The 19,425-nt window shown below is 55.0% G+C and carries 19 protein-coding genes, 3 tRNA genes and 1 pseudogene; 9 read left to right on the top strand and 14 right to left on the bottom strand.

Translation table 11 applies throughout. The features are described 5' to 3' along the window. From deoD to deoC, 4 genes and pseudogenes are all read right to left on the bottom strand, one after another. Window positions 1-507: pseudogene (gene deoD / locus UTM25_RS21715) on the bottom strand (purine-nucleoside phosphorylase); the annotation flags it as partial. 90 nt (window positions 508-597) lie between these two features. Beyond that, the gene (gene deoB / locus UTM25_RS21710) at window positions 598-1,821 is read right to left on the bottom strand and encodes a phosphopentomutase (protein WP_047060214.1); all 1,224 of its coding nucleotides are present in this window, start codon (window positions 1,819-1,821) and stop codon (window positions 598-600) included. A 52-nt stretch (window positions 1,822-1,873) separates the two neighbouring features. Then, a complete protein-coding gene (gene deoA / locus UTM25_RS21705; RefSeq protein WP_194400816.1) occupies window positions 1,874-3,196 on the bottom strand; it encodes a thymidine phosphorylase in 1,323 nt (440 codons plus the stop codon). A 109-nt stretch (window positions 3,197-3,305) separates the two neighbouring features. Beyond that, on the bottom strand, window positions 3,306-4,085 hold the full coding sequence (gene deoC / locus UTM25_RS21700; protein ID WP_023310320.1) for a deoxyribose-phosphate aldolase: 780 nt from the start codon (window positions 4,083-4,085) through the stop codon (window positions 3,306-3,308). Window positions 4,086-4,347: 262 nt separating this feature from the next. On the opposite strand from deoC, the gene UTM25_RS21695 reads away from it, so the two are divergent. Together UTM25_RS21695 and UTM25_RS21690 are read left to right on the top strand one after the other, a co-directional pair. Then, window positions 4,348-5,895, top strand: coding sequence for a YjjI family glycine radical enzyme (locus UTM25_RS21695; RefSeq protein WP_194400818.1), 1,548 nt, complete (start codon window positions 4,348-4,350; stop codon window positions 5,893-5,895). Continuing rightward, the gene (locus UTM25_RS21690; RefSeq protein ID WP_194400820.1) at window positions 5,870-6,730 is read left to right on the top strand and encodes a YjjW family glycine radical enzyme activase; all 861 of its coding nucleotides are present in this window, start codon (window positions 5,870-5,872) and stop codon (window positions 6,728-6,730) included. The genes UTM25_RS21695 and UTM25_RS21690 overlap by 26 nt, the downstream gene beginning before the upstream one ends. On the opposite strand, the gene UTM25_RS21685 is transcribed toward UTM25_RS21690, so the two are convergent. The 8 genes from UTM25_RS21685 to UTM25_RS21650 form a co-directional block, all read right to left on the bottom strand. Further along, a complete protein-coding gene (locus UTM25_RS21685; RefSeq protein ID WP_194400822.1) occupies window positions 6,725-7,507 on the bottom strand; it encodes a TatD family hydrolase in 783 nt (260 codons plus the stop codon). The genes UTM25_RS21690 and UTM25_RS21685 overlap by 6 nt on opposite strands. Continuing rightward, entirely contained in the window at window positions 7,504-8,556 is a 1,053-nt protein-coding gene (locus UTM25_RS21680; protein WP_194400824.1) for a patatin-like phospholipase family protein, read from the bottom strand. The genes UTM25_RS21685 and UTM25_RS21680 overlap by 4 nt, the downstream gene beginning before the upstream one ends. A gap of 122 nt (window positions 8,557-8,678) precedes the next feature. Next, complete coding sequence (locus UTM25_RS21675) at window positions 8,679-8,840, bottom strand: DUF1328 domain-containing protein (RefSeq protein ID WP_003856556.1); 162 nt, start codon at window positions 8,838-8,840, stop codon at window positions 8,679-8,681. Window positions 8,841-8,967: 127 nt separating this feature from the next. Next, on the bottom strand, window positions 8,968-9,585 hold the full coding sequence (gene osmY, locus UTM25_RS21670; RefSeq protein ID WP_194400826.1) for a molecular chaperone OsmY: 618 nt from the start codon (window positions 9,583-9,585) through the stop codon (window positions 8,968-8,970). Window positions 9,586-9,884: 299 nt separating this feature from the next. Next, window positions 9,885-11,474, bottom strand: coding sequence for a peptide chain release factor 3 (prfC, locus tag UTM25_RS21665; RefSeq protein WP_047173724.1), 1,590 nt, complete (start codon window positions 11,472-11,474; stop codon window positions 9,885-9,887). Between the two features lie 91 nt (window positions 11,475-11,565). Continuing rightward, a complete protein-coding gene (gene yjjG, locus UTM25_RS21660; protein WP_168980448.1) occupies window positions 11,566-12,243 on the bottom strand; it encodes a pyrimidine 5'-nucleotidase in 678 nt (225 codons plus the stop codon). A 19-nt stretch (window positions 12,244-12,262) separates the two neighbouring features. After that, window positions 12,263-12,706 (bottom strand): ribosomal protein S18-alanine N-acetyltransferase, encoded by a 444-nt coding sequence (gene rimI / locus UTM25_RS21655; RefSeq protein WP_194400828.1) that lies wholly within the window; start codon window positions 12,704-12,706, stop codon window positions 12,263-12,265. Continuing rightward, on the bottom strand, window positions 12,675-13,088 hold the full coding sequence (locus tag UTM25_RS21650; RefSeq protein WP_194400830.1) for a DNA polymerase III subunit psi: 414 nt from the start codon (window positions 13,086-13,088) through the stop codon (window positions 12,675-12,677). The genes rimI and UTM25_RS21650 overlap by 32 nt, the downstream gene beginning before the upstream one ends. 102 nt (window positions 13,089-13,190) lie before the next feature. Here UTM25_RS21650 and rsmC point away from each other — a divergent pair, with 102 nt between their 5' ends. From rsmC to UTM25_RS21630, 4 genes are all read left to right on the top strand, one after another. Then, window positions 13,191-14,219, top strand: a complete 1,029-nt coding sequence (gene rsmC, locus UTM25_RS21645; RefSeq protein WP_194400833.1) for a 16S rRNA (guanine(1207)-N(2))-methyltransferase RsmC — start codon at window positions 13,191-13,193, stop codon at window positions 14,217-14,219. Between the two features lie 172 nt (window positions 14,220-14,391). Further along, a tRNA-Leu gene (locus UTM25_RS21640) sits at window positions 14,392-14,478 on the top strand. A gap of 28 nt (window positions 14,479-14,506) precedes the next feature. Beyond that, window positions 14,507-14,593: transfer RNA gene (locus UTM25_RS21635), tRNA-Leu, on the top strand. Window positions 14,594-14,626: 33 nt separating this feature from the next. Next, window positions 14,627-14,712, top strand: a tRNA-Leu gene (locus UTM25_RS21630). 41 nt (window positions 14,713-14,753) lie between these two features. Here UTM25_RS21630 and UTM25_RS21625 read toward each other — a convergent pair. Next, the gene (locus UTM25_RS21625) at window positions 14,754-15,023 is read right to left on the bottom strand and encodes a DUF1435 domain-containing protein (RefSeq protein ID WP_032660829.1); all 270 of its coding nucleotides are present in this window, start codon (window positions 15,021-15,023) and stop codon (window positions 14,754-14,756) included. 215 nt (window positions 15,024-15,238) lie between these two features. Between UTM25_RS21625 and UTM25_RS21620 the strand changes: the two genes are divergently transcribed. After that, on the top strand, window positions 15,239-16,303 hold the full coding sequence (locus UTM25_RS21620) for a GGDEF domain-containing protein (protein WP_029740020.1): 1,065 nt from the start codon (window positions 15,239-15,241) through the stop codon (window positions 16,301-16,303). A 95-nt stretch (window positions 16,304-16,398) separates the two neighbouring features. After that, window positions 16,399-17,187: a siderophore-iron reductase FhuF gene (gene fhuF / locus UTM25_RS21615; protein WP_194400835.1), complete on the top strand. Its 789-nt coding sequence runs from the start codon at window positions 16,399-16,401 to the stop codon at window positions 17,185-17,187. Window positions 17,188-17,281: 94 nt separating this feature from the next. Here the strand turns inward: fhuF and UTM25_RS21610 are convergent, their stop codons facing one another. Beyond that, the gene (locus UTM25_RS21610) at window positions 17,282-18,628 is read right to left on the bottom strand and encodes a PTS sugar transporter subunit IIC (RefSeq protein ID WP_023310306.1); all 1,347 of its coding nucleotides are present in this window, start codon (window positions 18,626-18,628) and stop codon (window positions 17,282-17,284) included. Window positions 18,629-18,956: 328 nt separating this feature from the next. Here UTM25_RS21610 and UTM25_RS21605 point away from each other — a divergent pair, with 328 nt between their 5' ends. Next, the gene (locus UTM25_RS21605; RefSeq protein WP_008502085.1) at window positions 18,957-19,415 is read left to right on the top strand and encodes a YbaK/EbsC family protein; all 459 of its coding nucleotides are present in this window, start codon (window positions 18,957-18,959) and stop codon (window positions 19,413-19,415) included. Window positions 19,416-19,425 lie beyond the last annotated feature (10 nt).

Raw genomic sequence — 19,425 nt, 5'->3', positions numbered from 1 at the left:
GAACATCTCGCCGCCGTCCGGGGCATAGAACAGGTCAGCAGAGAAGATGTTACCCACGCGCGCTTCAACGCCCAGCGCTTTTGCCGCGTCAACCGCGTCGCGCACCATACCGAAGTCAGCAATCGCCGCGAAGTCATGGTCTTTGAAACGCATGCGGTTAACTTTGGAATCGGTGCAGGCACCCATACCGATAACGATGTCGCGCAGCTTAACGTCCATGCGCACCGCGCCGCAGGAGCCAACGCGGATGATTTTCTTCACGCCGAAGTCGGTGATCAGCTCTTTGGTGTAGATAGAGCAGGATGGGATACCCATACCGTGGCCCATAACGGAGATTTTGCGGCCTTTATAGGTACCGGTGAAGCCCAGCATGCCGCGAACGTTGTTCACTTCACGCACGTCTTCCAGGAAAGTTTCTGCAATGTGCTTCGCGCGCAGCGGGTCGCCCGGCATCAATACGACGTCAGCGAAATCACCCATTTCTGCGTTAATGTGAGGAGTTGCCATCTTCAGTTCCTTTTACATTGTTTATTCTTTTCACCCTCTCCCTGTGGGAGAGGGCCGGGGGTGAGGCCATCAGACCTCACCCAACATGATTCAGAACATGGCCTTGCCATATTCCATGTCAGACGTACCAAAGTATTTCGCCAGGGTCTGGCCAATGTCCGCGAAGGTTTCACGGTGACCGAGCGAGCCCGGCTTCACTTTCGGGCCGTACACCAGCACCGGGATGTGCTCACGGGTGTGGTCGGTACCGGTCCAGGTTGGGTCACAGCCGTGGTCCGCGGTCAGGATCAGAATGTCATCTTCACCCACCAGCTCCATCAGCTCCGGCAGACGGCGGTCGAACAGCTCAAGACCTGCTGCATAGCCTGCGACGTCGCGACGGTGGCCCCAGGAGGAGTCGAAGTCCACGAAGTTGGTAAAGACGATAGTCTTGTCGCCCGCTTCTTTCATCTCTTTGATGGTGGCATCAAACAGCGCGTCCAGACCGGTGGCTTTCACTTTTTTGGTGATGCCGCAGTTGGCGTAGATATCTGCGATTTTACCCACGGAAACCACGTGACCGTCTTTCTCTTCAACCAGCTTCTGCAGCACGGTTGGCGCCGGTGGCTCAACGGCCAGGTCATGACGGTTACCGGTACGCTGGAAGTTACCCGCTTTGTCGCCCACAAACGGACGCGCGATCACGCGGCCAATGTTGTAGCCGCCTTCGGTCAGCTCTTCACGGGCGATTTCGCACAGCTCGTAGAGTTTATCCAGGCCGTAGGTCTCTTCGTGGCAGGCAATCTGGAACACGGAGTCAGCAGAGGTGTAGAAAATCGGCTTGCCGGTTTTCATGTGCTCTTCGCCGAGCTGATCCAGAATCACGGTACCGGAAGAGTGGCAGTTACCGAGGTAGCCCGGCAGGTTGGCGCGCTTCACCAGCTTATCGAGCAGCTCCTGCGGGAAGCTGTTCTCGTGATCGGAGAAGTAACCCCAGTCGAACAACACCGGCACACCGGCGATTTCCCAGTGGCCAGACGGGGTGTCTTTACCGGAGGAGAGCTCGTGAGCCCAGGCGTAGGCGCCCACGACTTCCGCGTTGCCGTCCATACCGGCAGCGATTTTACCGGTAGAACCTTCATGCGCTTTCACCAGACCGAGGCGGGTCAGGTTAGGTAGAGTCAGAGGGCCTTTACGACCGTTGTCCGCTTCGCCTTTTGCACAGGCTTCCGCGATGTGGCCCATGGTATCGGAACCCACGTCACCAAAACGTTCTGCATCTTCGGTTGCGCCGATGCCGAATGAGTCCAGCACCATAATAAATGCACGTTTCATAATTGTTCTCCGTACGTAGTGCTTAAAAATGATTGATCAGATCAGTATACCGCTATTCGGTGATACGACGATAGACAGTCGGTGTGGTTTCCGGCGCTTTATCGTCAAGCGTAATAGCCGCTTTCACCGCTTTTGCCGCTTCCTGCCAGCTGGCTTCGTCTTTCGCGTGGATCACCGCCAGCGGACGTTGACCGTCAACGCTGTCGCCCAGACGGGCCATATCGGTAAAGCCGACGCTGTAATCAATGGTGTCGGAGGCCTGACGGCGGCCGCCGCCCATCGAGACCACCGCCATACCCAGCGCACGGGTGTCCATTGCAGAGACAAACCCTTCGCTATCGGCATACACCGCTTTGCTGAGCGTCGCGGTTGGCAGGTATTTCGCGTAGTTTTCGACGAAATCGGTCGGACCTTTCTGCGCCGCGACCATACGGCCGAAGATGTCCGCCGCTTTGCCATTATCCAGCACCGCCTGAAGCTTCGCGCGCGCTTCTGCGTCGTCTTTGGCCAGCCTGCCGGAGATTAACATCTCAACGCACAGCGCCATGGTGACGTCAAACAGGCGTGGGTTACGGTATTCACCGGTCAGGAACTGCACCGCTTCGCGCACTTCGACGGCGTTACCGGCGCTGGACGCCAGCACCTGGTTCATGTCGGTGAGCAGCGCGGTGGTGCGCACGCCCGCGCCGTTGGAAACGCCAACGATCGCTTCGGCCAGCGCAGCAGAAAGTTCATAGGTCGGCATAAACGCGCCGCTACCCACTTTTACGTCCATCACCAGCGCGTCCAGCCCTTCCGCCAGTTTCTTCGCCAGGATAGAGGCGGTGATCAGCGGGATGGAGTCAACGGTCGCGGTGATGTCGCGGGTCGCGTAGAAACGCTTGTCTGCCGGAGCAAGAGAGCTGGTCTGGCCGATAATCGCCACACCAACGTCTTTAATAATGTCGCGGAAGCGGTTGTCGTCCGGGAAGATATCGAAGCCCGGAATGGCTTCCAGTTTGTCGAGCGTACCGCCGGTGTGGCCCAGGCCGCGCCCGGAGATCATCGGGATGTAACCGCCGCAGGCTGCCACCATTGGGCCGAGCATCAGAGACGTCACGTCGCCCACGCCGCCGGTGGAGTGTTTATCCACGATCGGGCCGTTAAGGTTGAGGCTTTTCCAGTCCAGAACGGTTCCTGAATCTCGCATCGCCATGGTCAGCGACACGCGCTCAGGCATCGACATATCGTGGAAGAAAATGGTCATCGCCAGAGCCGCAATCTGCCCTTCTGAGACGGTGTTATCACGAATGCCGTTGATGAAGAAACGGATCTCTTCATCGCTTAATGCATGACCATCACGTTTTTTACGAATAATTTCTTGTGCGAGAAACACGGTAACCTCCATGCGGAATCGGGGGAGTTGTGGCGGGTGGCGCTACGCTTACCCGCCCTACGATCCTGTCGACCGGATGAGCGAAGCGTCATCCGGCATTGTCTGGCAATCAGTAGCTGCTTGCGCTCTTACCGTCGCCGTGACCCAGCGCTTTCAGGAGGCTGGCCAGCAGGCTGGACGCACCGAAGCGGTAGTGACGGGAATCGGCCCAGTCGGCGCCAAACAGCTCGTCGGCAATCGCCAGGAACTGCTGCGCGTCTTCGGCGGTACGCACGCCACCCGCAGGTTTGAAACCAACGGTTTTAGATACGCCCATGTCGCGGATCACTTCCATCATGATGCGCGCGCTTTCCGGGGTCGCATTCACCGGCACTTTACCGGTAGAGGTTTTAATGAAATCCGCACCGGCTTTGATGGAGATTTCAGATGCCTTACGAATCAGCGCCTCTTCTTTCAGCTCGCCGGTTTCGATGATCACTTTCAGCAGCACGTTTGCCGCCGCGCACGCGTCTTTACAGGCTTTCACCAGATCAAAACCGACCTGCTCGTTGCCGGCGATCAGCGCGCGGTACGGGAACACCACGTCAACTTCGTCTGCGCCGTAAGCAATCGCCGCGCGGGTTTCTGCCAGCGCGATCTCGATATCGTCGTTGCCATGCGGGAAGTTAGTTACGGTTGCAATGCGCACGTCCGGCGTACCCTGCTCTTTCAGCGTCTTACGGGCAATCGGGATAAAGCGCGGGTAGATACAGATGGCTGCGGTGTTACCCACCGGCGTTTTCGCCTGATGGCACAGGGCGATGACTTTTTCATTGGTGTCGTCATCGTTCAGGGTGGTCAGGTCCATCAGTTTCAACGCGCGCAGGCTGCTTGCAGTTAAATCGGTCATAACATTCTCCAACGGCAGTGCCGTATAAATTTTACCTTGCGGGTCTGTGAGTATTCTAACATTCACCCGCATCCACACTTCGACATTCATCACAGTTAATGAAAACTGCATACAAATTTGCATTACTGTAATGAGATCTTCTTCAAACTTTAGCGCGTAAATTGCCGACTAAAGCAGCGATACCCCTTGTCGGATCAAAAGCCCCGACAGGCAGGCTTCCTACAATCCGTTCATCATCCGCAGAACACTCAAGGAAGCGACTATGCCTCACTCCAGCCCCGACGCCCTGCAACAACGTTGCCAGCAGATTGTGACAAGCCCGGCGTTAACCCCGGAACAAAAACGTCATTTTCTGGCGCTGGAAGCGGAAAACAACCTGCCTTATCCGGCACTTCCTGAGGCCGCACGAGCCGCGCTGGACGAAGGTTTTATCTGCGACATGTTCGAAGGCCATGCGCCCTACAAACCCCGTTACGTTCTGCCGGATTACGCAAAATTTCTCGCTAACGGTTCAGAATGGCTGGAGCTGGAAGGGGCTAAAGATCTGGATGATGCCCTCTCGCTGTTAACCATTCTGTACCATCATGTTCCGTCCGTCACATCGATGCCGGTGTATCTCGGTCAGCTTGATGCGATATTAACGCCATATGTTAGAATTCTAACACAAGAAGAGATCGATAGCCGAATAAAACGTTTCTGGCGCTATCTTGACCGTACGCTGCCCGACGCGTTTATGCACGCAAACATCGGGCCTGCTGACGGCCCCATCACCCGTGCTATTCTGCGTGCCGACGCAGAGCTGAAGCAGGTCGCACCTAACCTGACCTTTATCTACGATCCAGATATCACCCCAGACGACCTGCTGCTTGAGGTGGCAAAAAACATATGTGAATGCAGCAAACCGCACATTTCTAATGGCCCGATGAATGATAAAATTTTCACAAAAGGCCGTTACGGCGTGGTGAGCTGTTACAACTCCCTGCCGCTTGCAGGCGGTGGCAGCACCCTGGTGCGCCTTAACCTCAAAGCCATTGCTGAATACAGCACATCCATCGAAGACTTCTTCACACGCACGCTCCCGCACTACTGCCAGCAGCAAATGGCCATCATCGATGCCCGCTGCGATTTCCTGTATCAACAATCGGGCTTCTTTGAGAATAGCTTCCTGGTAAAAGAGGGGCTGATTGATGCCGATCGGTTTGTGCCCATGTTTGGCATGTACGGCCTGGCGGAAGCGGTGAATACGCTCTGTGAAAAGGAGGGCATTGAAGGCCGTTACGGAAAAGACGAACAGGCCAACGCGCTGGGCTATCGCATCAGCGAACAGCTTGCAGCATTTGTTGAAAACACGCCGGTGAAACACGGCTGGAAGCAACGCGCGATGCTTCATGCGCAGTCGGGGATCAGCTCCGACTCGGGCATCACGCCGGGCGCGCGCCTGCCCTACGGCGACGAGCCGGATCCCATCAGCCATCTGCTGGCAGTGGCCCCCCATCACAAGCACTACGCTTCCGGGATAAGCGATATTTTAACGCTGGATGAGACGATTAAACGCAACCCGCAGGCTGTGGTCCAGCTGTGCCTGGGCGCGTTCAGGGCGGGTATGCGCGAGTTTACCGCCAACGTAGCGGGTAACGATCTGGTGCGCGTCACCGGGTATATGGTGCGGCTATCGGATCTGGAGAAATACCGGGACGCGGGGTCAAGAACCAACACTACATGGCTGGGGGAAGAAGCCGCACGCAATACCCGTATTCTGGAACGACAGCCGCGCGTGGTTAGCCATGAACAGCAGATGCGCTTTAGTTAGTCAGGTTATTCCTTTTTCCTGCGTGGACGGGCCGGGCAGCCGCCTGGCGCTGTTCCTGCAGGGCTGCAACCTGCGCTGCAAAACCTGCCACAACCCGTGGACGATCGGCCGCTGCAACGACTGCGGGGACTGTGTGCCCCACTGCCCGCACGACGCGCTGACCATTCAGGCCGGACGCGTCTGGTGGCAGGAGAGTGACTGCCAGCAGTGCGACACCTGCCTGCACCTGTGCCAGCAGCAGGCAACGCCTATGGCGCACCGCTTCAGCGTGGAAGAGATCCTCACCCAGGTCCGCAAATCCGCCCCCTTTATCGAAGGGATCACCGTGAGCGGTGGTGAAGCCACAACGCAATTGCCGTTTTTGATCGCCCTGTTCACCGCGATCAAAGCCGATCCCGCCCTGCGCCACCTCACCTGCCTGGTAGACAGCAACGGTCTGTTAAGCGAAACCGGCTGGCAAAAGCTGCTGCCGGTACTGGATGGCGCGATGCTGGATCTGAAGGCGTGGGGGAACGAGCATCACCGCTTCCTGACCGGGCGCGAAAACCCGCAGATTAAGCAGAGCATCCGCTGGCTGGCAGATCGTCACCGTTTGACGGAACTCCGCCTGCTGGTTATTCCGGAGCAGTGTGATTATCTGGAACATCTCAAAGCGCTAACGACCTTTATCCACGGGCTTGGAAATGTGCCGGTGCGCATCAACGCGTTTCATGCGCATGGCGTTTACGGTGAGGCGGCCTCATGGCGCAGCGCCACGCCCGAGGACGTTGAACCGCTGGCACTGGCTCTGGAAAAACAGAAGATAACGGTGATCCGTCCGGCGCGTTACCTATAGCGTGATGCCAAATACCGAACGGGTATTTTCCAGCAGCGCATCGGCAATCACCTCTTCAGGCTCTTTTCGCAGTTCACACAGGGTGGTAAACACGCGCGCCGCCTGTTCCGGGCGATTCGGCTGGCCCTGAAAACCATTCAGCGGCATATCCGGCGCGTCGGTTTCCAGCAGAAGCGCCGACAGCGGCAGCTGTGCCATCACGTCCCGGGTTTTACTGGCGCGCGGATAGGTGATGGTGCCACCGACGCCGATTTTATAGCCCAGTTCAATAAAACGCTGCGCCTGCTGCAGGCTGCCGGAGAAACCGTGCACGACGCCCCTGCGCGGCAGATCGATGCGTTTCAGGTGCATCGCCAGCTTATCGTGCGTGCGTCTTGAGTGGAGGATCACTGGCAGATCTTGGCGCTTCGCCAGCCTGAGCTGCGCGTCGAGGATCGTCTGCTGGCGCTCAAACTGCGGATCCTCGCGATAAAGATCGAGGCCGATCTCACCGATGGCGACAAGTTTGTCTCCTGCGGTTTGCACGGCCTCATCAAGCCTCTCAATGTGCTCATCAAGATGCCGCTCAATCACAATCGGATGCAGACCGAGCGCGGCATAGAGCGCGGGGTGCCGCGCGGAAAGATCCAGCACCCGGGAAAAATAGGCCGCTTCGACTGCCGGCACAATGATGGCCTGAACGCCTGCCTCAGCCGCTTTCGCAATGCTTTGCTCTTCATCCCCCGTAAACGGCGGGAAATCAAAGTGGCAGTGGGTATCGACAAAGCGGAGCGTCACGCCAGATCCTCGTTATCCAGTAAAGCGTCATTCGCCTGCGGAATATCCATCAGCGGAGTCGTCAGGGCGTCGTTGGCGACAATCGCAGGCGGCAAAATAATGCGTTTATGGCGATGAAGCGGCGGTTGCTCCACCAGCATTTTCCCCACCGTCGCCAGGAAGTAACGCCCGCACAGCCGCCCCGTTTTGTAATCCATGCGCAGCGCAGGGACGCGGCTGCCCAGGGCCATGCTCAGCAGCGGCTTAGGCGGATAGATTTCAAAAATACGCAGCTTACCCGGCGGTTTTTCAATGAAGCGCTGCATCGCGCCGTATGTGGTTTCATGCTGCTTCGCGATGTTCACCAGCGGCTGCAGGCTGCTGTCGCCCAACCAGCGCTCCATCCGTTTGAACCACTGCGGCGTGTAATACATTTGCGACGGAACGGTACGGATCACCACAATGGTTTTCGCCCCGCGCCGGGCGGCTTCCTGCACCGGCACCGCGTCACTGATCCCACCGTCCAGATAGCTAATGCCGTCCAGAAGGGCACCGGTACGATAAAAGCCGGGGATCGCGCTGGAGGCGCGGATGATGTCCAGCCAGTTCTCCTTCTGCGGAGAAAAATAGCCCGGCGAATAGTCATCGCCCCGGCTGGCGCACATCCAGAACTCTTTGCCGCTATCAAACAGACGGGCAGCGGTATCCATGGCCAGCGGCATCTGGCTGGAGGTCGACTCCAGCAGCCAGTCGAGATCGATCAGGTTGCCGCCGCGCACAAAGCGCACCGGATTAAAAAATTCTTTTGCCGTGGTGTAGCGCATGATGACCTTTCGCGCATAGCCAGGCTGGTTACAGACATAGGCAGAGAGGTTCTGCGCCCCGGCAGAGGTGCCGAAGTAAAGGTCAAACGGGTTGAACTGCGCGCGCATAAATTCATCCAGCACGCCGGCGGTGAAAATGCCGCGCTGTCCTCCACCTTCGCAGACCAGCGCGAGTTGTCCTGCGCGAAACGGCTTTAACGTCAGCGGCGCAATATTGCCGAGCGTAACGGGAATTCGTTGCCCCACCTCTGCTTTCCTGTTTTTTGATTATTTTATAACACCACAGTAACGCACCCGACCTGTTACGCAAATAAGAAAAAGCCAGTCACAGTGACTGGCTTTATTTTGTTGAAGGAATATTGCGTTTGCTACGGACGTCTACGACCCGTAAACAGGCTGACCAGGAACAGAATAATACCTACAACGAACACAATCTTAGCTGCCCATGCCGCTGTACCTGCCAGTCCACCAAAGCCCAATGCGGCGGCAATTAACGCGATAACCAGAAATATAATGCCCCAACGAAACATAAGCTTCTCCTTTACCATAGTTAATGTCGGCCGCTAAACGTGAGCGCTCAGGTCACTCACCGGCGTTTTTCCAGAGTCGTTCTTATTTAGCCCGCAGGTGTTAGCCAGACGGGCGAATGGTCCAGATTTACTTCGTTTTCAGATCGTTTTTAACGCTTTTCACACCGTCAATCGCTTTCGCGATGGACTCGGCACGTTCACTTTGCGCCTGCGAATCTACCGTACCGGAAAGCTGAACCACACCATCGGTGGTTTCCACTTTCACCTTACGGGACGGCACGATGTCATCTGCTAAAAGTTTAGCTTTGATTTCGCTGGTAGTAGCGGCATCACCGGCATAACCTTTCACCGACGCGTTTTTACCGTCACGTACGTGCAGCTTATCGCTGACGGACGCAACGCCTTCAACGCCCTTCGCGACTTTCACCGCCTGTTCGGCCTGAGCCTGGCTTTCCACGAAGCCGCTCAGCGTGACCACTTTCTTGTCGGTCTTAACGGAAATATCGGTACTTTTGATGGATTCATCATCCACCAGTGCGGCTTTCACTTTTGCTGTGATTGAGCTGTCGTCCATGAAGTTGCCGACTTTATTCATAGAGCTATCGATTTTTTGCCCTGCGCTATCGGCCGTGGACTGGGCTTTATCCATGGTGGTACTTTCCGCCAGAGCGGAACCGCTCACCAGAACGCTACCCAGGGTTACAGCCAGCAGAGTTTTCGAAATCTTCAGTCTTGTCATATTCATCGATCTATTCCTGTGTTTACCCGTTATTCGGGCTACATACTTCCTTAGTAGTTTTATATATTGCGAATAAACACGGGGGCAAAATGGATAACCTAAAGTCATGCATTGAACAGTTAATTTATCCACGCCCGGTGTTAAACACTGAGTTAAATATAGAACACTCTCACAGAGCCGCTTTCAGAATTGGGTAAAAAACGCGCGAATAGCGTGAAATTGCGTTGAATTAAGAACATTCCGCAAGGGATTAATAAGACAGGAATTAAAGAAGAGCACGGCTCCCGCCGTGCTCTGAGAGGGGATTAGTGCTCGCGGGTTTTACGGAACTGAACGTCAGGGTAACGTTCCTGCGTCAGGTTCAGGTTCACCATGGTTGGCGCGATATAGGTCAGGTTATCGCCGCCATCCAGCGCCAGCTGAATTTCGTTCTTACGCTTAAATTCTTCGAATTTCTTCACGTCAGAACACTCAACCCAGCGCGCGGTCGCAACGTTCACAGACTCGTAAATCGCTTCCACGTTGTACTCGCTCTTCAGACGCGCGACAACCACGTCGAACTGCAGCACGCCGACCGCACCAACGATCAGATCGTTGTTCGCGATTGGGCGGAACACCTGCACGGCGCCCTCTTCGGAGAGCTGAACCAGGCCTTTCAGCAGCTGTTTCTGCTTCAGCGGATCGCGCAGACGGATACGACGGAACAGCTCCGGTGCGAAGTTCGGAATACCGGTGAACTTCATCATTTCACCCTGGGTGAAGGTATCGCCGATCTGAATAGTGCCGTGGTTGTGCAGACCGATGATGTCGCCCGGATACGCCTCTTCAACGTGCGAACGGTCACCCGCCATAAAGGTCAACGCGTCGGAAATCACCACGTCTTTACCGGTACGCACCTGGCGCAGCTTCATGCCCTTTTCATACTTACCAGACACCACGCGCATAAAGGCCACGCGGTCGCGGTGTTTCGGGTCCATGTTGGCCTGAATTTTGAACACGAAGCCGGTGAATTTCTCTTCCTGCGCTTCCACTTCACGGGTGTCGGTGTTACGCGGCATCGGGCGCGGCGCCCACTCCACCAGACCGTCCAGCATATGGTCAACGCCGAAGTTACCCAGCGCGGTACCGAAGAAGACCGGGGTGATTTCACCGCTCAGGAACAGCTCTTTGTCGAATTCGTGAGACGCACCTTTGACCAGCTCCAGCTCGTCGCGCAGCTGCGCGGCCAGCTCTTCGCCGACTGCCACGTCCAGCTCAGGGTTATCCAGACCTTTCACCACGCGAACTTCCTGAATGGTGTGGCCTTTACCGGTCTGATACAGGTAGGTTTCGTCTTTATAGAGGTGATACACCCCTTTGAACAGCTTACCGCAGCCAATTGGCCAGGTGATGGGCGCACAGGCGATCTTCAGCTCGTTTTCCACTTCATCCATCAGCTCCATCGGATCACGGATGTCACGGTCGAGTTTGTTCATAAAAGTGAGGATCGGCGTATCGCGCAGACGGGTGACTTCCATCAGCTTACGGGTCCTGTCTTCTACACCTTTCGCTGCGTCAATCACCATCAGACAGCAGTCCACCGCCGTCAGGGTACGGTAGGTATCTTCGGAGAAGTCTTCGTGGCCCGGGGTGTCCAGCAGGTTCACCAGGCAGTCGTGATACGGGAACTGCATCACAGAGGTGGTAATCGAAATACCACGCTGCTTTTCCATCTCCATCCAGTCAGATTTTGCGTGCTGGCTGGAGCCTCGGCCCTTCACGGTACCGGCAGTCTGGATTGCCTGTCCGAACAGCAACACCTTCTCAGTGATGGTCGTTTTACCGGCATCCGGGTGCGAGATAATGGCAAAAGTACGGCGCTTGGCCACCTCTTGCAGATAAGGAGACAACGTCATAATTAAATCTTCTTTTATAAGCGCGGCAGCACGCCACGCGTCATGGAATACAAAATTGCGGCTATTTTACCCATCAATGGGGGGCAGGCAATCATTGTTTACACAGGAGTTGCTCCAGTTCGTTCAACGACGTGACGGTCCAGGTCGGCTCGATGCCTTCAGGCTTCACGCGGCCATGCGCATTGAGCCAGACGGTCGACAGACCGGCATTCATACCGCCCAGAATATCGGACTCTGCCGTGTCTCCCACCATCAGTACACGATCGCGGTCAGGATTCCCGGCCTGCGACAGTGCATAATCGAAAATACGCGGATCCGGTTTAGGTACGCCCACCTCTTCCGAGATCACCAGCGCGTCGAAATGATCGCGCAGGCCGGTGCGCTCGAGGCGGATCTGCTGCAGGGCGGTGAAACCATTGGTGATGATCCCCAGTTTCACCTTGCCTTTCAACGCATTCAGCAGGGAAACCGCACCCGGCAGTGGCGCACAGATATCGGCCATCGCGTTCAGAAACGCATCGTTCAGCGTCCCTGGACTAACCTTTAAGCGTTCCGCCCAAACGTCAAAGCGCTGGTGCTGAAGCTGTAACGCGGTGATGGCACCATTCTGGTAATCCACCCACAGCGGCTTGTTTACCGCCTGATAGTCCTGAAAATCTTCAGCGGTGAAGGTCACGCTATAGTCGAGAAACATCCGCTGCAGGCCGCCGAACGAGTCAAACGTAAACAGCGTTTCGTCGGCATCAAAGAAAATCCAGTCCCATTTCATCGTTACAACCTTATATTCGTTATCCAATCGGCAGAGCCATTATGATGGCGTCTTCACGTCCCTCTGCGGTGGGGTAGTAGTTACGGCGGACTGTCGCCTCGTTAAAGCCTAAGCTTTCATAGAGCGCGATGGCGGCGACATTCGACGCGCGCACCTCCAGCCACAGGGTGAAAACGTTACGGGTTTCGAGCTCACGGATGAGGTGCTCGAGCAGTTCTCTTCCTAGCCCACGGCGCTGGAACGCGGGATCAACCGCAATATTAAACAGCGTCGCTTCATCAAGAACAACCTGCGTGATCGCGAAGGCGGCCATGGTGCCGTCAACGTCCAGACGGTAGTTCAGATACCGTTCGCCCTGATTGCTGGCGAAGGTTTTTTCGCTCCACGGAAAGGCGTGGGCGCGTGTTTCAATCGCAAACGCTGTGGTCAGGTCAGGCGTCGTGAGGGAAGAAATCGTGTTCATATTCGCAGATTTGTTGCCATAGCGCGCTGCGCGCTTTTGGGTTGGCTTTCAGTTCGTCCAGCGCTGGCGAGCAGATCTGGCTCCCCTGGAGAGGCATGTCGTTTACCTCCCCGATGCGCCAGCTGTTACAGCGGCTTTCGGGAGGAAGCATCGTGACACGCTCTGGCGTCAGCTGTAAAACCTCGTCGGCCGTCAGCTTCAGGCTGCGAAGGACATCACCGATAAGGGGTTCATTCAGGGCAGGCAGTTCTTCCGCCACCATCACCAGCCGAACGTGCGCAGGGATGGAAATGGCGATTTCGCCCTGCAACGCCGTCGGGCGACGCAAGGCCCACTGGGTGATGCCCAGCTGCTGCAACTGCCAGTCTCGTCGGGATGTCATAGGGAAAACTCCTGTCTCTCAGGCGCGCAAATATAGCAAATGTGTCGAAAGTGCGCCATCTACCTACTATAATCCCCGCCTGAGTTTATTGAGGAACAATTCATGTCTGCATTTACCCCGGCAAGTGAAGTCTTGCTGCGCCACAGTGATGATTTCGAACAAAGCCGTATTCTGTTTGCCGGAGATATGCAGGATGACCTGCCTGCGCGTTTCGACTGTGCTGAAAGCCGTGCCCACACCCAATACTACCACCACTGGCAGGTGCTGAGCCGCCAGATGGGCGAGCGCGCGCGCTTTAGCCTGGTGGCAGAGCAGAGCGATGTTGCCGACTGCGATACGCTGATCTACTACTGGCCGAAGAACAAACCGGAAGCCCAGTTCCAGCTGATGAACCTGCTCTCCCTGCTGCCGGTCGGCTGCGATATTTTCGTGGTGGGCGAGAACCGCAGCGGCGTGCGCAGTGCAGAACAGATGCTGGAAGCTTACGCCCCGCTGAACAAAGTCGACAGCGCCCGCCGCTGTGGCCTGTACCATGGCCGTCTGGAAAAACAGACAACGTTTGATCCACAGGCTTACTGGGACGAGTACCAGCTTGACGGCCTGACCATCAAAACCCTGCCGGGCGTGTTCAGCCGTGACGCGCTGGATACGGGCAGCAAGCTGCTGCTCTCCACCCTGACGCCGCACACCAAAGGCAAAGTGCTGGACGTGGGCTGCGGCGCGGGCGTGCTCTCTACCGTGCTCGCCAGCCATTCACCAAAAGTCCGCTTAACCCTGTGTGACGTGAGCGCCCCGGCGGTAGAAGCCAGCCGCGCAACGCTTGCCGCAAACGGCATTGAAGGCGAGGTGATTGCCAGCAACGTCTTCTCCGACGTCACCGGTCGCTTCGACATGATTATCTCCAACCCGCCGTTCCACGACGGTATGGAGACCAGTCTGGAAGCCGCGCAAACGCTGATCCGTGGCGCAACCCGTCACCTTAACAGCGGCGGCGAGCTGCGTATTGTCGCGAACGCCTTCCTGGCGTACCCGAAAGTGCTGGACGAAACCTTCGGCTTCCACGAAGTGATCGCGCAGACCGGCCGCTTTAAGGTCTACCGTACCGTCATGACGCGCCAGGCCAAAAAGTAATCTCCACTCCAGCAGGCCGGATAAGCGCAAGCGCCATCCGGCTCCGCATGGCGCCTGCATCGGCCATTTTTGCAGCAATCAAGGCGTCACGCGCACTTTTCTGTTGACGTAAAGCTGAAAACATCTAGAATGCGCCTCCGTGGTTACGATACTTTTACAGTATCGATGGTATGCGAAGGTGGCGGAATTGGTAGACGCGCTAGCTTCAGGTGTTAGTGTCCTTACGGATGTGGGGGTTCGAGTCCCCCCCCTCGCACCATAAATCACAATGATATTGCTCGCACTGGGCGAAGGTGGCGGAATTGGTAGACGCGCTAGCTTCAGGTGTTAGTGTCCTTACGGATGTGGGGGTTCGAGTCCCCCCCCTCGCACCAACGAGGCGATATCAACAATAGTAAGATGACTGTGCGAAGGTGGCGGAATTGGTAGACGCGCTAGCTTCAGGTGTTAGTGTCCTTAGGATGTGGGGGTTCGAGTCCCCCCCCTCGCACCAATTATCTTACATCCCTTCTGAAGTTTCTCTTGTTTTCCCTGTTATTTCAAACTCATCAGTATCACCAAAATTCCACTGACCAGTGCTACGCATGATGGCAGTAAAACAAAGTGGCGCAGCTGTTTATGCCAGATCATTCCAGACGTGACTAACAGGCCTGACACAATGATCGCTTTCCAGGTATCAAGGGAGAGATCGGCAAACATCAACCCGCCGAGAATGGCTCCCGGTAGCAATACCCCCCAACCACTGCCAAGCGCCCTGTTCAACATGATCTGCCCTCTCACAACGATAATGATAACCAATATCATATGACACACATTATCATTTGTCAGCTGAATGAATCAAAATCCATCGACCTTTACCTTTCCCGTAATGACAGGAATTGCCTAAGGTGATAAATTGCCCACCTGTTAACAACATCTAAAGATTTTCTGATAATTACTCTTTGAGTTATTTGCATGTTTTATTGCGAAACGGCACCTACTTATTTGTTTTAATTAAATTTTAATAAAAACGCACGACTATGACATCACAATCCTGGCGGTCTTTGGTTCACAGAAAATATCAATTGTCGTTACGTTTATTTTTATTTCTGAACGCAACCTCGGCAGTGTTCTCGGTAACAAATCCGCTCAATTCTGTACGCCTGTTATCTGCCCCACTTATTGCTATTTTCTCCATCAGCACCGGCCTGTTCGTCTGGCACTGGAGAAAGCGCGCGCGGAAGATAAATATTCCCGTTGTTTCAGGGATCTTCGGTATTTTGTGGGCCTGGCAAATTGTGTCTAAATTCGCCTTAATTACCCACGACCACGCGACGTATTTGTTAATCGCCCTATTAACGGTACTTTTTATCGGAACGCTGGCATTCGCCAGTAATATCAAAGCATTTACGCTGCACTCATTGCCCACCTTTATTGTCTGCCTGTGGCTAAGCGATCACGATATATGGCTGAGAATGACCTATTCTTTCGCACTTCCTGTGGTGGCAATTGCTATTCATAACATTTTGCAAACGCGTAACGATCGTTTTGCTCAGGAATTGCTCTCACGCCTGTTGGAAGAGCGAGAAACCCTTACCGATCTCAGCATGATGGACCCGCTTACCGGCCTCTATAATCGTCGTGGTCTGCAAAGCCGTCTGGAGAACCTTCCGACGGTAGAAAATGGCGAGCACTTTGTTCTGCTGATGGATATCGACCACTTTAAAGCCTATAACGATCATTATGGCCATATGATGGGCGACCAGGCGCTGAAGCGCGTCTCTGCGGCAATCCGCGACGCCGTGCGTTCTCGCGATATTGTGGCGCGTTTTGGCGGAGAAGAGTTTATGGTGCTGCTGACCAATATTTCACTCGAACATGCCCGCCAGACGGCAGAGCGGATCCGTCAGAAAGTCTACGATTTGAAAATCCCACATCTGTTTAACGAGAGTGTCGCGACAAACGTCACCATCAGCATTGGTATTGCTATTTTCGAGGATGAAGACGTGGAAGGTGCGCTGGAAAAAGCAGACAAAGCCCTCTACGAAGCAAAGCATATGGGGCGCAATAACATTCTGTTAAGCGAAGAGCTGCAGACGGCATAAACATCACGGCGATGTCACCCGGACAAAAGTCTTGCCATTGGTATGAGCAATAGTTAGGATTGGCAATCATTATCATTTAGATTTCTATCTATACTATGGCTACGCATACCGCACACATCGTCGACCCCCTCCTCTGGCGAGCGCCCCTCACCAGCGGGAATGTTTCGCTTGCGGATGCCATACGGGATAAGATTGCGGAGACGCGAGCCCACCTGCTGGACTTTATCCGGCTTGATGAAGCGCCCCCGAACCACGCCATGACGCTCTCAGAGTGGCGAAAACCGACAAAACTGCAGTCGCTTCTGGCCACCTATTCCGACCATATCTATCGCAATCAGCCCACTCTTACGCGGGAAAATAAACCGCTGCTCTCTCTCTGGGCACAGTGGTATATCGGGCTGATGGTGCCTCCCCTCATGCTGGCGCTGTTAACCCAGAAGAGCATGCTGGAACTCTCGCCGGATAATTTCCACGTCGAGTTTCACGAAACCGGGCGTGCGGCCTGTTTCTGGATTGATCTGCACGAAGACCAGAACGCTGAACGCCTGACGGCTCAGGAGCGCATGGAACAGCTTATCACCCAGGCCCTGATCCCGGTGGTGGAAGCGCTTGAAGCAACGGGAGAGATTAACGCGAAGCTTATCTGGAGCAATACGGGCTATTTAATCCACTGGTATTTAACGGAAATGAAGCCTCTGCTTGGTGATGAGAACGTTGATGCCCTGCGTCAGTCCTGTTTCTTTGCAAAACAGCTTTCCGATGGTCGCGACAACCCGTTATTCCGAACTGTCGTGCTCCGTGATGGGCTTCTGGTTCGCCGCACCTGCTGCCAGCGCTACCGTCTGCCAGATGTTAAGCAGTGCGGGGATTGCACGCTCAAGTAGTCTGCCCGGCCTGATGCCCTTACCCTGCCCCTCTCCCGCAGAGAGAGGGAACAAACACTAAAAACGGCAACCTGAGTTGCCGTTTTGCTTTTACCTAAGCCACCTGCTGATTGTCCTCTTCCGCGTTACGCTGTGCCTCTTCCGCTTCCTGCTCCAGCAGCTGTTTCTCGTACACTTTGAAGAACGGGAAGTAGATGATTGCCGATACGCAGGCCAGAACCACAACCAGAATAGCCGCGCGGAAATCCCAGCCCAGAGCCCACGCTGCGCCTATTGGCGCCGGTGCCGTCCAGGGGACCACTGAGATGACGCGGCCAATCAGGTCAAACGTCATAGCCGCCCAGGCCAGCACTGCATTTACCATCGGTGCCAGCAGGAACGGAATAAAGAACACCGGGTTCATCACAATTGGCGTACCGAAAATGACGGGTTCGTTGATGTTAAAGAAGCTGGGTACCACGCTCAAACGCCCGATGGAGCGTAAATGCGCTGAACGGCTACGCAGATAGCAAATCACCAGCCCCATCGTGGCGCCCGACCCGCCAATCACGATAAAGAACGTCCAGAACGCCTCCATAAAAATATGCGGCAGAGGCTGGCTGGCGGCCAGCGCGGTCTGGTTAGCGCCCAGGTTAGTCAGCCAGAACATCTGCAGCATCCCGGAGACGATGGCGGCTCCGTGGATCCCGGCGAACCACAGCAAATGGCCAATCAACACGGCCAGCAGGATCGCAGGCAGGGAATCCGCTGCGGAAACCAGAGGTTTAAAGACCGACATAATGGCCTGCGGGATCAGCATACCGAACTGAGACTGAATGAGCAGGCTCAGAGGATAAAGCGTCAACACCACCACCAGCACCGGGATGAGCAGATCAAAAGAGTTTTTGATCATCGGAGGTACCTGGTCTGGCAGGCGAATACCGATGTTATGCGCCTTGAGGAAACGCATCATCTCAACGCAGTAGATCGCCACCAGAATCGCGGTAAAAATGCCCGTTCCACCCAGGCTGTCGACGGGCAGCGTGCCTTTGGTTTTCGGTGCCGCAACCAGCAGAAACGCCATCAGCGACAGCATGGCGCACATAAACGGGTCTAACTGATGTGATTTGACATAGTGTTTGCCAAGGTTATACGCAATGGCCGCACAAATATAAATGGACATAATGCCCATCGTCATATCAAACGGCGTCAGGATCTGGCCTTCAAACTGCTTCGCCATATCCAGCCAGGCTCTGGCGAAACCCCAGGTGGTATCCGGCGAAAATGGCGGGTATGCGAACACTAACAAAAATGAACCCACAATCATAAATGGCATCGCGGAGATAAACCCATCACGAATAGCCATAACATGACGCTGGGAAGAGATCCGCCCGGCAATCGGGCTGACGTAATTTTCAACAAAACGGAATATCAGGTTAAATGCAGCATGGTTGGCAGACATGGCAGATCTCCTGTCAGACGTTTGTTACGGGCGCATTTGCGCCGCACGTTGTTCCATAAATCAGCTTCACAACCTTGCTGGCTTGTGTACCAGCGGTACTGCTCAGACGGAATGGTTTCATAATGTGCTCTTATTATTGGATACAGGGGACGTTACGTACTCAGTATTAATCGACGCATCACGCTCTGCAACCGGTTACTGTAACCGGTTTCCGTGATTGTGAAGAGGATCCAGAAATCAACGGTTCGGGATATTTGTTACTTAAGAGATATTTACAGAGCCTGAATGCTTATGACAGATTACGCAGGATATTTGTCAGGAGGAAACAATGAGTTTGCAGTCTGTACAGCAGTTTTTTGCCGACAACGCGCCGGATATAGACGTCATTGAACTTAGCCAGAGTACCGCTACCGTTGCGTTGGCTGCTGCCGCCCACCGTGTTGAACCGGGACAAATCGCCAAGACCTTATCACTGAAGGTGAAAAATGAGGTGATTCTGGTGGTAGCAAAAGGCGATGCGCGCCTGGATAACAAAAAGCTGAAAGATACCTTTGGTGCAAAAGCGCGAATGCTCAGCAGTGATGAAGTGGTGACCATCACCGGTCATCCCGTTGGCGGCGTATGCCCGTTCGGCCTGGAAAACCCGCTTGCGGTTTACTGCGATATTTCATTAAAGCAGTACGCCGAAGTCCTGCCCGCCGCAGGCGCAATTCATAGTGCCGTGCGTATCTCACCTGACAGAATGGCAGAACTGACTTCCGCAAAATGGGTTGATGTCTGCATCTGATTGATGCGCC

It is taken from the genome of Enterobacter sp. 61D5 (assembly GCF_034107965.1).
Taxonomy (GTDB): domain Bacteria; phylum Pseudomonadota; class Gammaproteobacteria; order Enterobacterales; family Enterobacteriaceae; genus Enterobacter; species Enterobacter cloacae_M.
The sequence above is the reverse complement of the archived record's forward strand: the minus strand, read 5'-3'. Positions and strand labels throughout refer to the sequence as shown.

Coding starts and splice junctions, on each gene's coding strand:
- deoB (WP_047060214.1), bottom strand. CDS start 1,821: ATGAAACGTGCATTTATTATGGTGCTGGACTCATTCGGCATCGGCGCA.
- deoC (WP_023310320.1), bottom strand. CDS start 4,085: ATGACCGATTTAACTGCAAGCAGCCTGCGCGCGTTGAAACTGATGGAC.
- UTM25_RS21695 (WP_194400818.1), top strand. CDS start 4,348: ATGCCTCACTCCAGCCCCGACGCCCTGCAACAACGTTGCCAGCAGATT.
- UTM25_RS21690 (WP_194400820.1), top strand. CDS start 5,870: ATGAACAGCAGATGCGCTTTAGTTAGTCAGGTTATTCCTTTTTCCTGC.
- UTM25_RS21675 (WP_003856556.1), bottom strand. CDS start 8,840: ATGTTTCGTTGGGGCATTATATTTCTGGTTATCGCGTTAATTGCCGCC.
- osmY (WP_194400826.1), bottom strand. CDS start 9,585: ATGAATATGACAAGACTGAAGATTTCGAAAACTCTGCTGGCTGTAACC.
- prfC (WP_047173724.1), bottom strand. CDS start 11,474: ATGACGTTGTCTCCTTATCTGCAAGAGGTGGCCAAGCGCCGTACTTTT.
- yjjG (WP_168980448.1), bottom strand. CDS start 12,243: ATGAAATGGGACTGGATTTTCTTTGATGCCGACGAAACGCTGTTTACG.
- rimI (WP_194400828.1), bottom strand. CDS start 12,706: ATGAACACGATTTCTTCCCTCACGACGCCTGACCTGACCACAGCGTTT.
- UTM25_RS21650 (WP_194400830.1), bottom strand. CDS start 13,088: ATGACATCCCGACGAGACTGGCAGTTGCAGCAGCTGGGCATCACCCAG.
- rsmC (WP_194400833.1), top strand. CDS start 13,191: ATGTCTGCATTTACCCCGGCAAGTGAAGTCTTGCTGCGCCACAGTGAT.
- UTM25_RS21625 (WP_032660829.1), bottom strand. CDS start 15,023: ATGATATTGGTTATCATTATCGTTGTGAGAGGGCAGATCATGTTGAAC.
- UTM25_RS21620 (WP_029740020.1), top strand. CDS start 15,239: ATGACATCACAATCCTGGCGGTCTTTGGTTCACAGAAAATATCAATTG.
- fhuF (WP_194400835.1), top strand. CDS start 16,399: ATGGCTACGCATACCGCACACATCGTCGACCCCCTCCTCTGGCGAGCG.
- UTM25_RS21610 (WP_023310306.1), bottom strand. CDS start 18,628: ATGTCTGCCAACCATGCTGCATTTAACCTGATATTCCGTTTTGTTGAA.
- UTM25_RS21605 (WP_008502085.1), top strand. CDS start 18,957: ATGAGTTTGCAGTCTGTACAGCAGTTTTTTGCCGACAACGCGCCGGAT.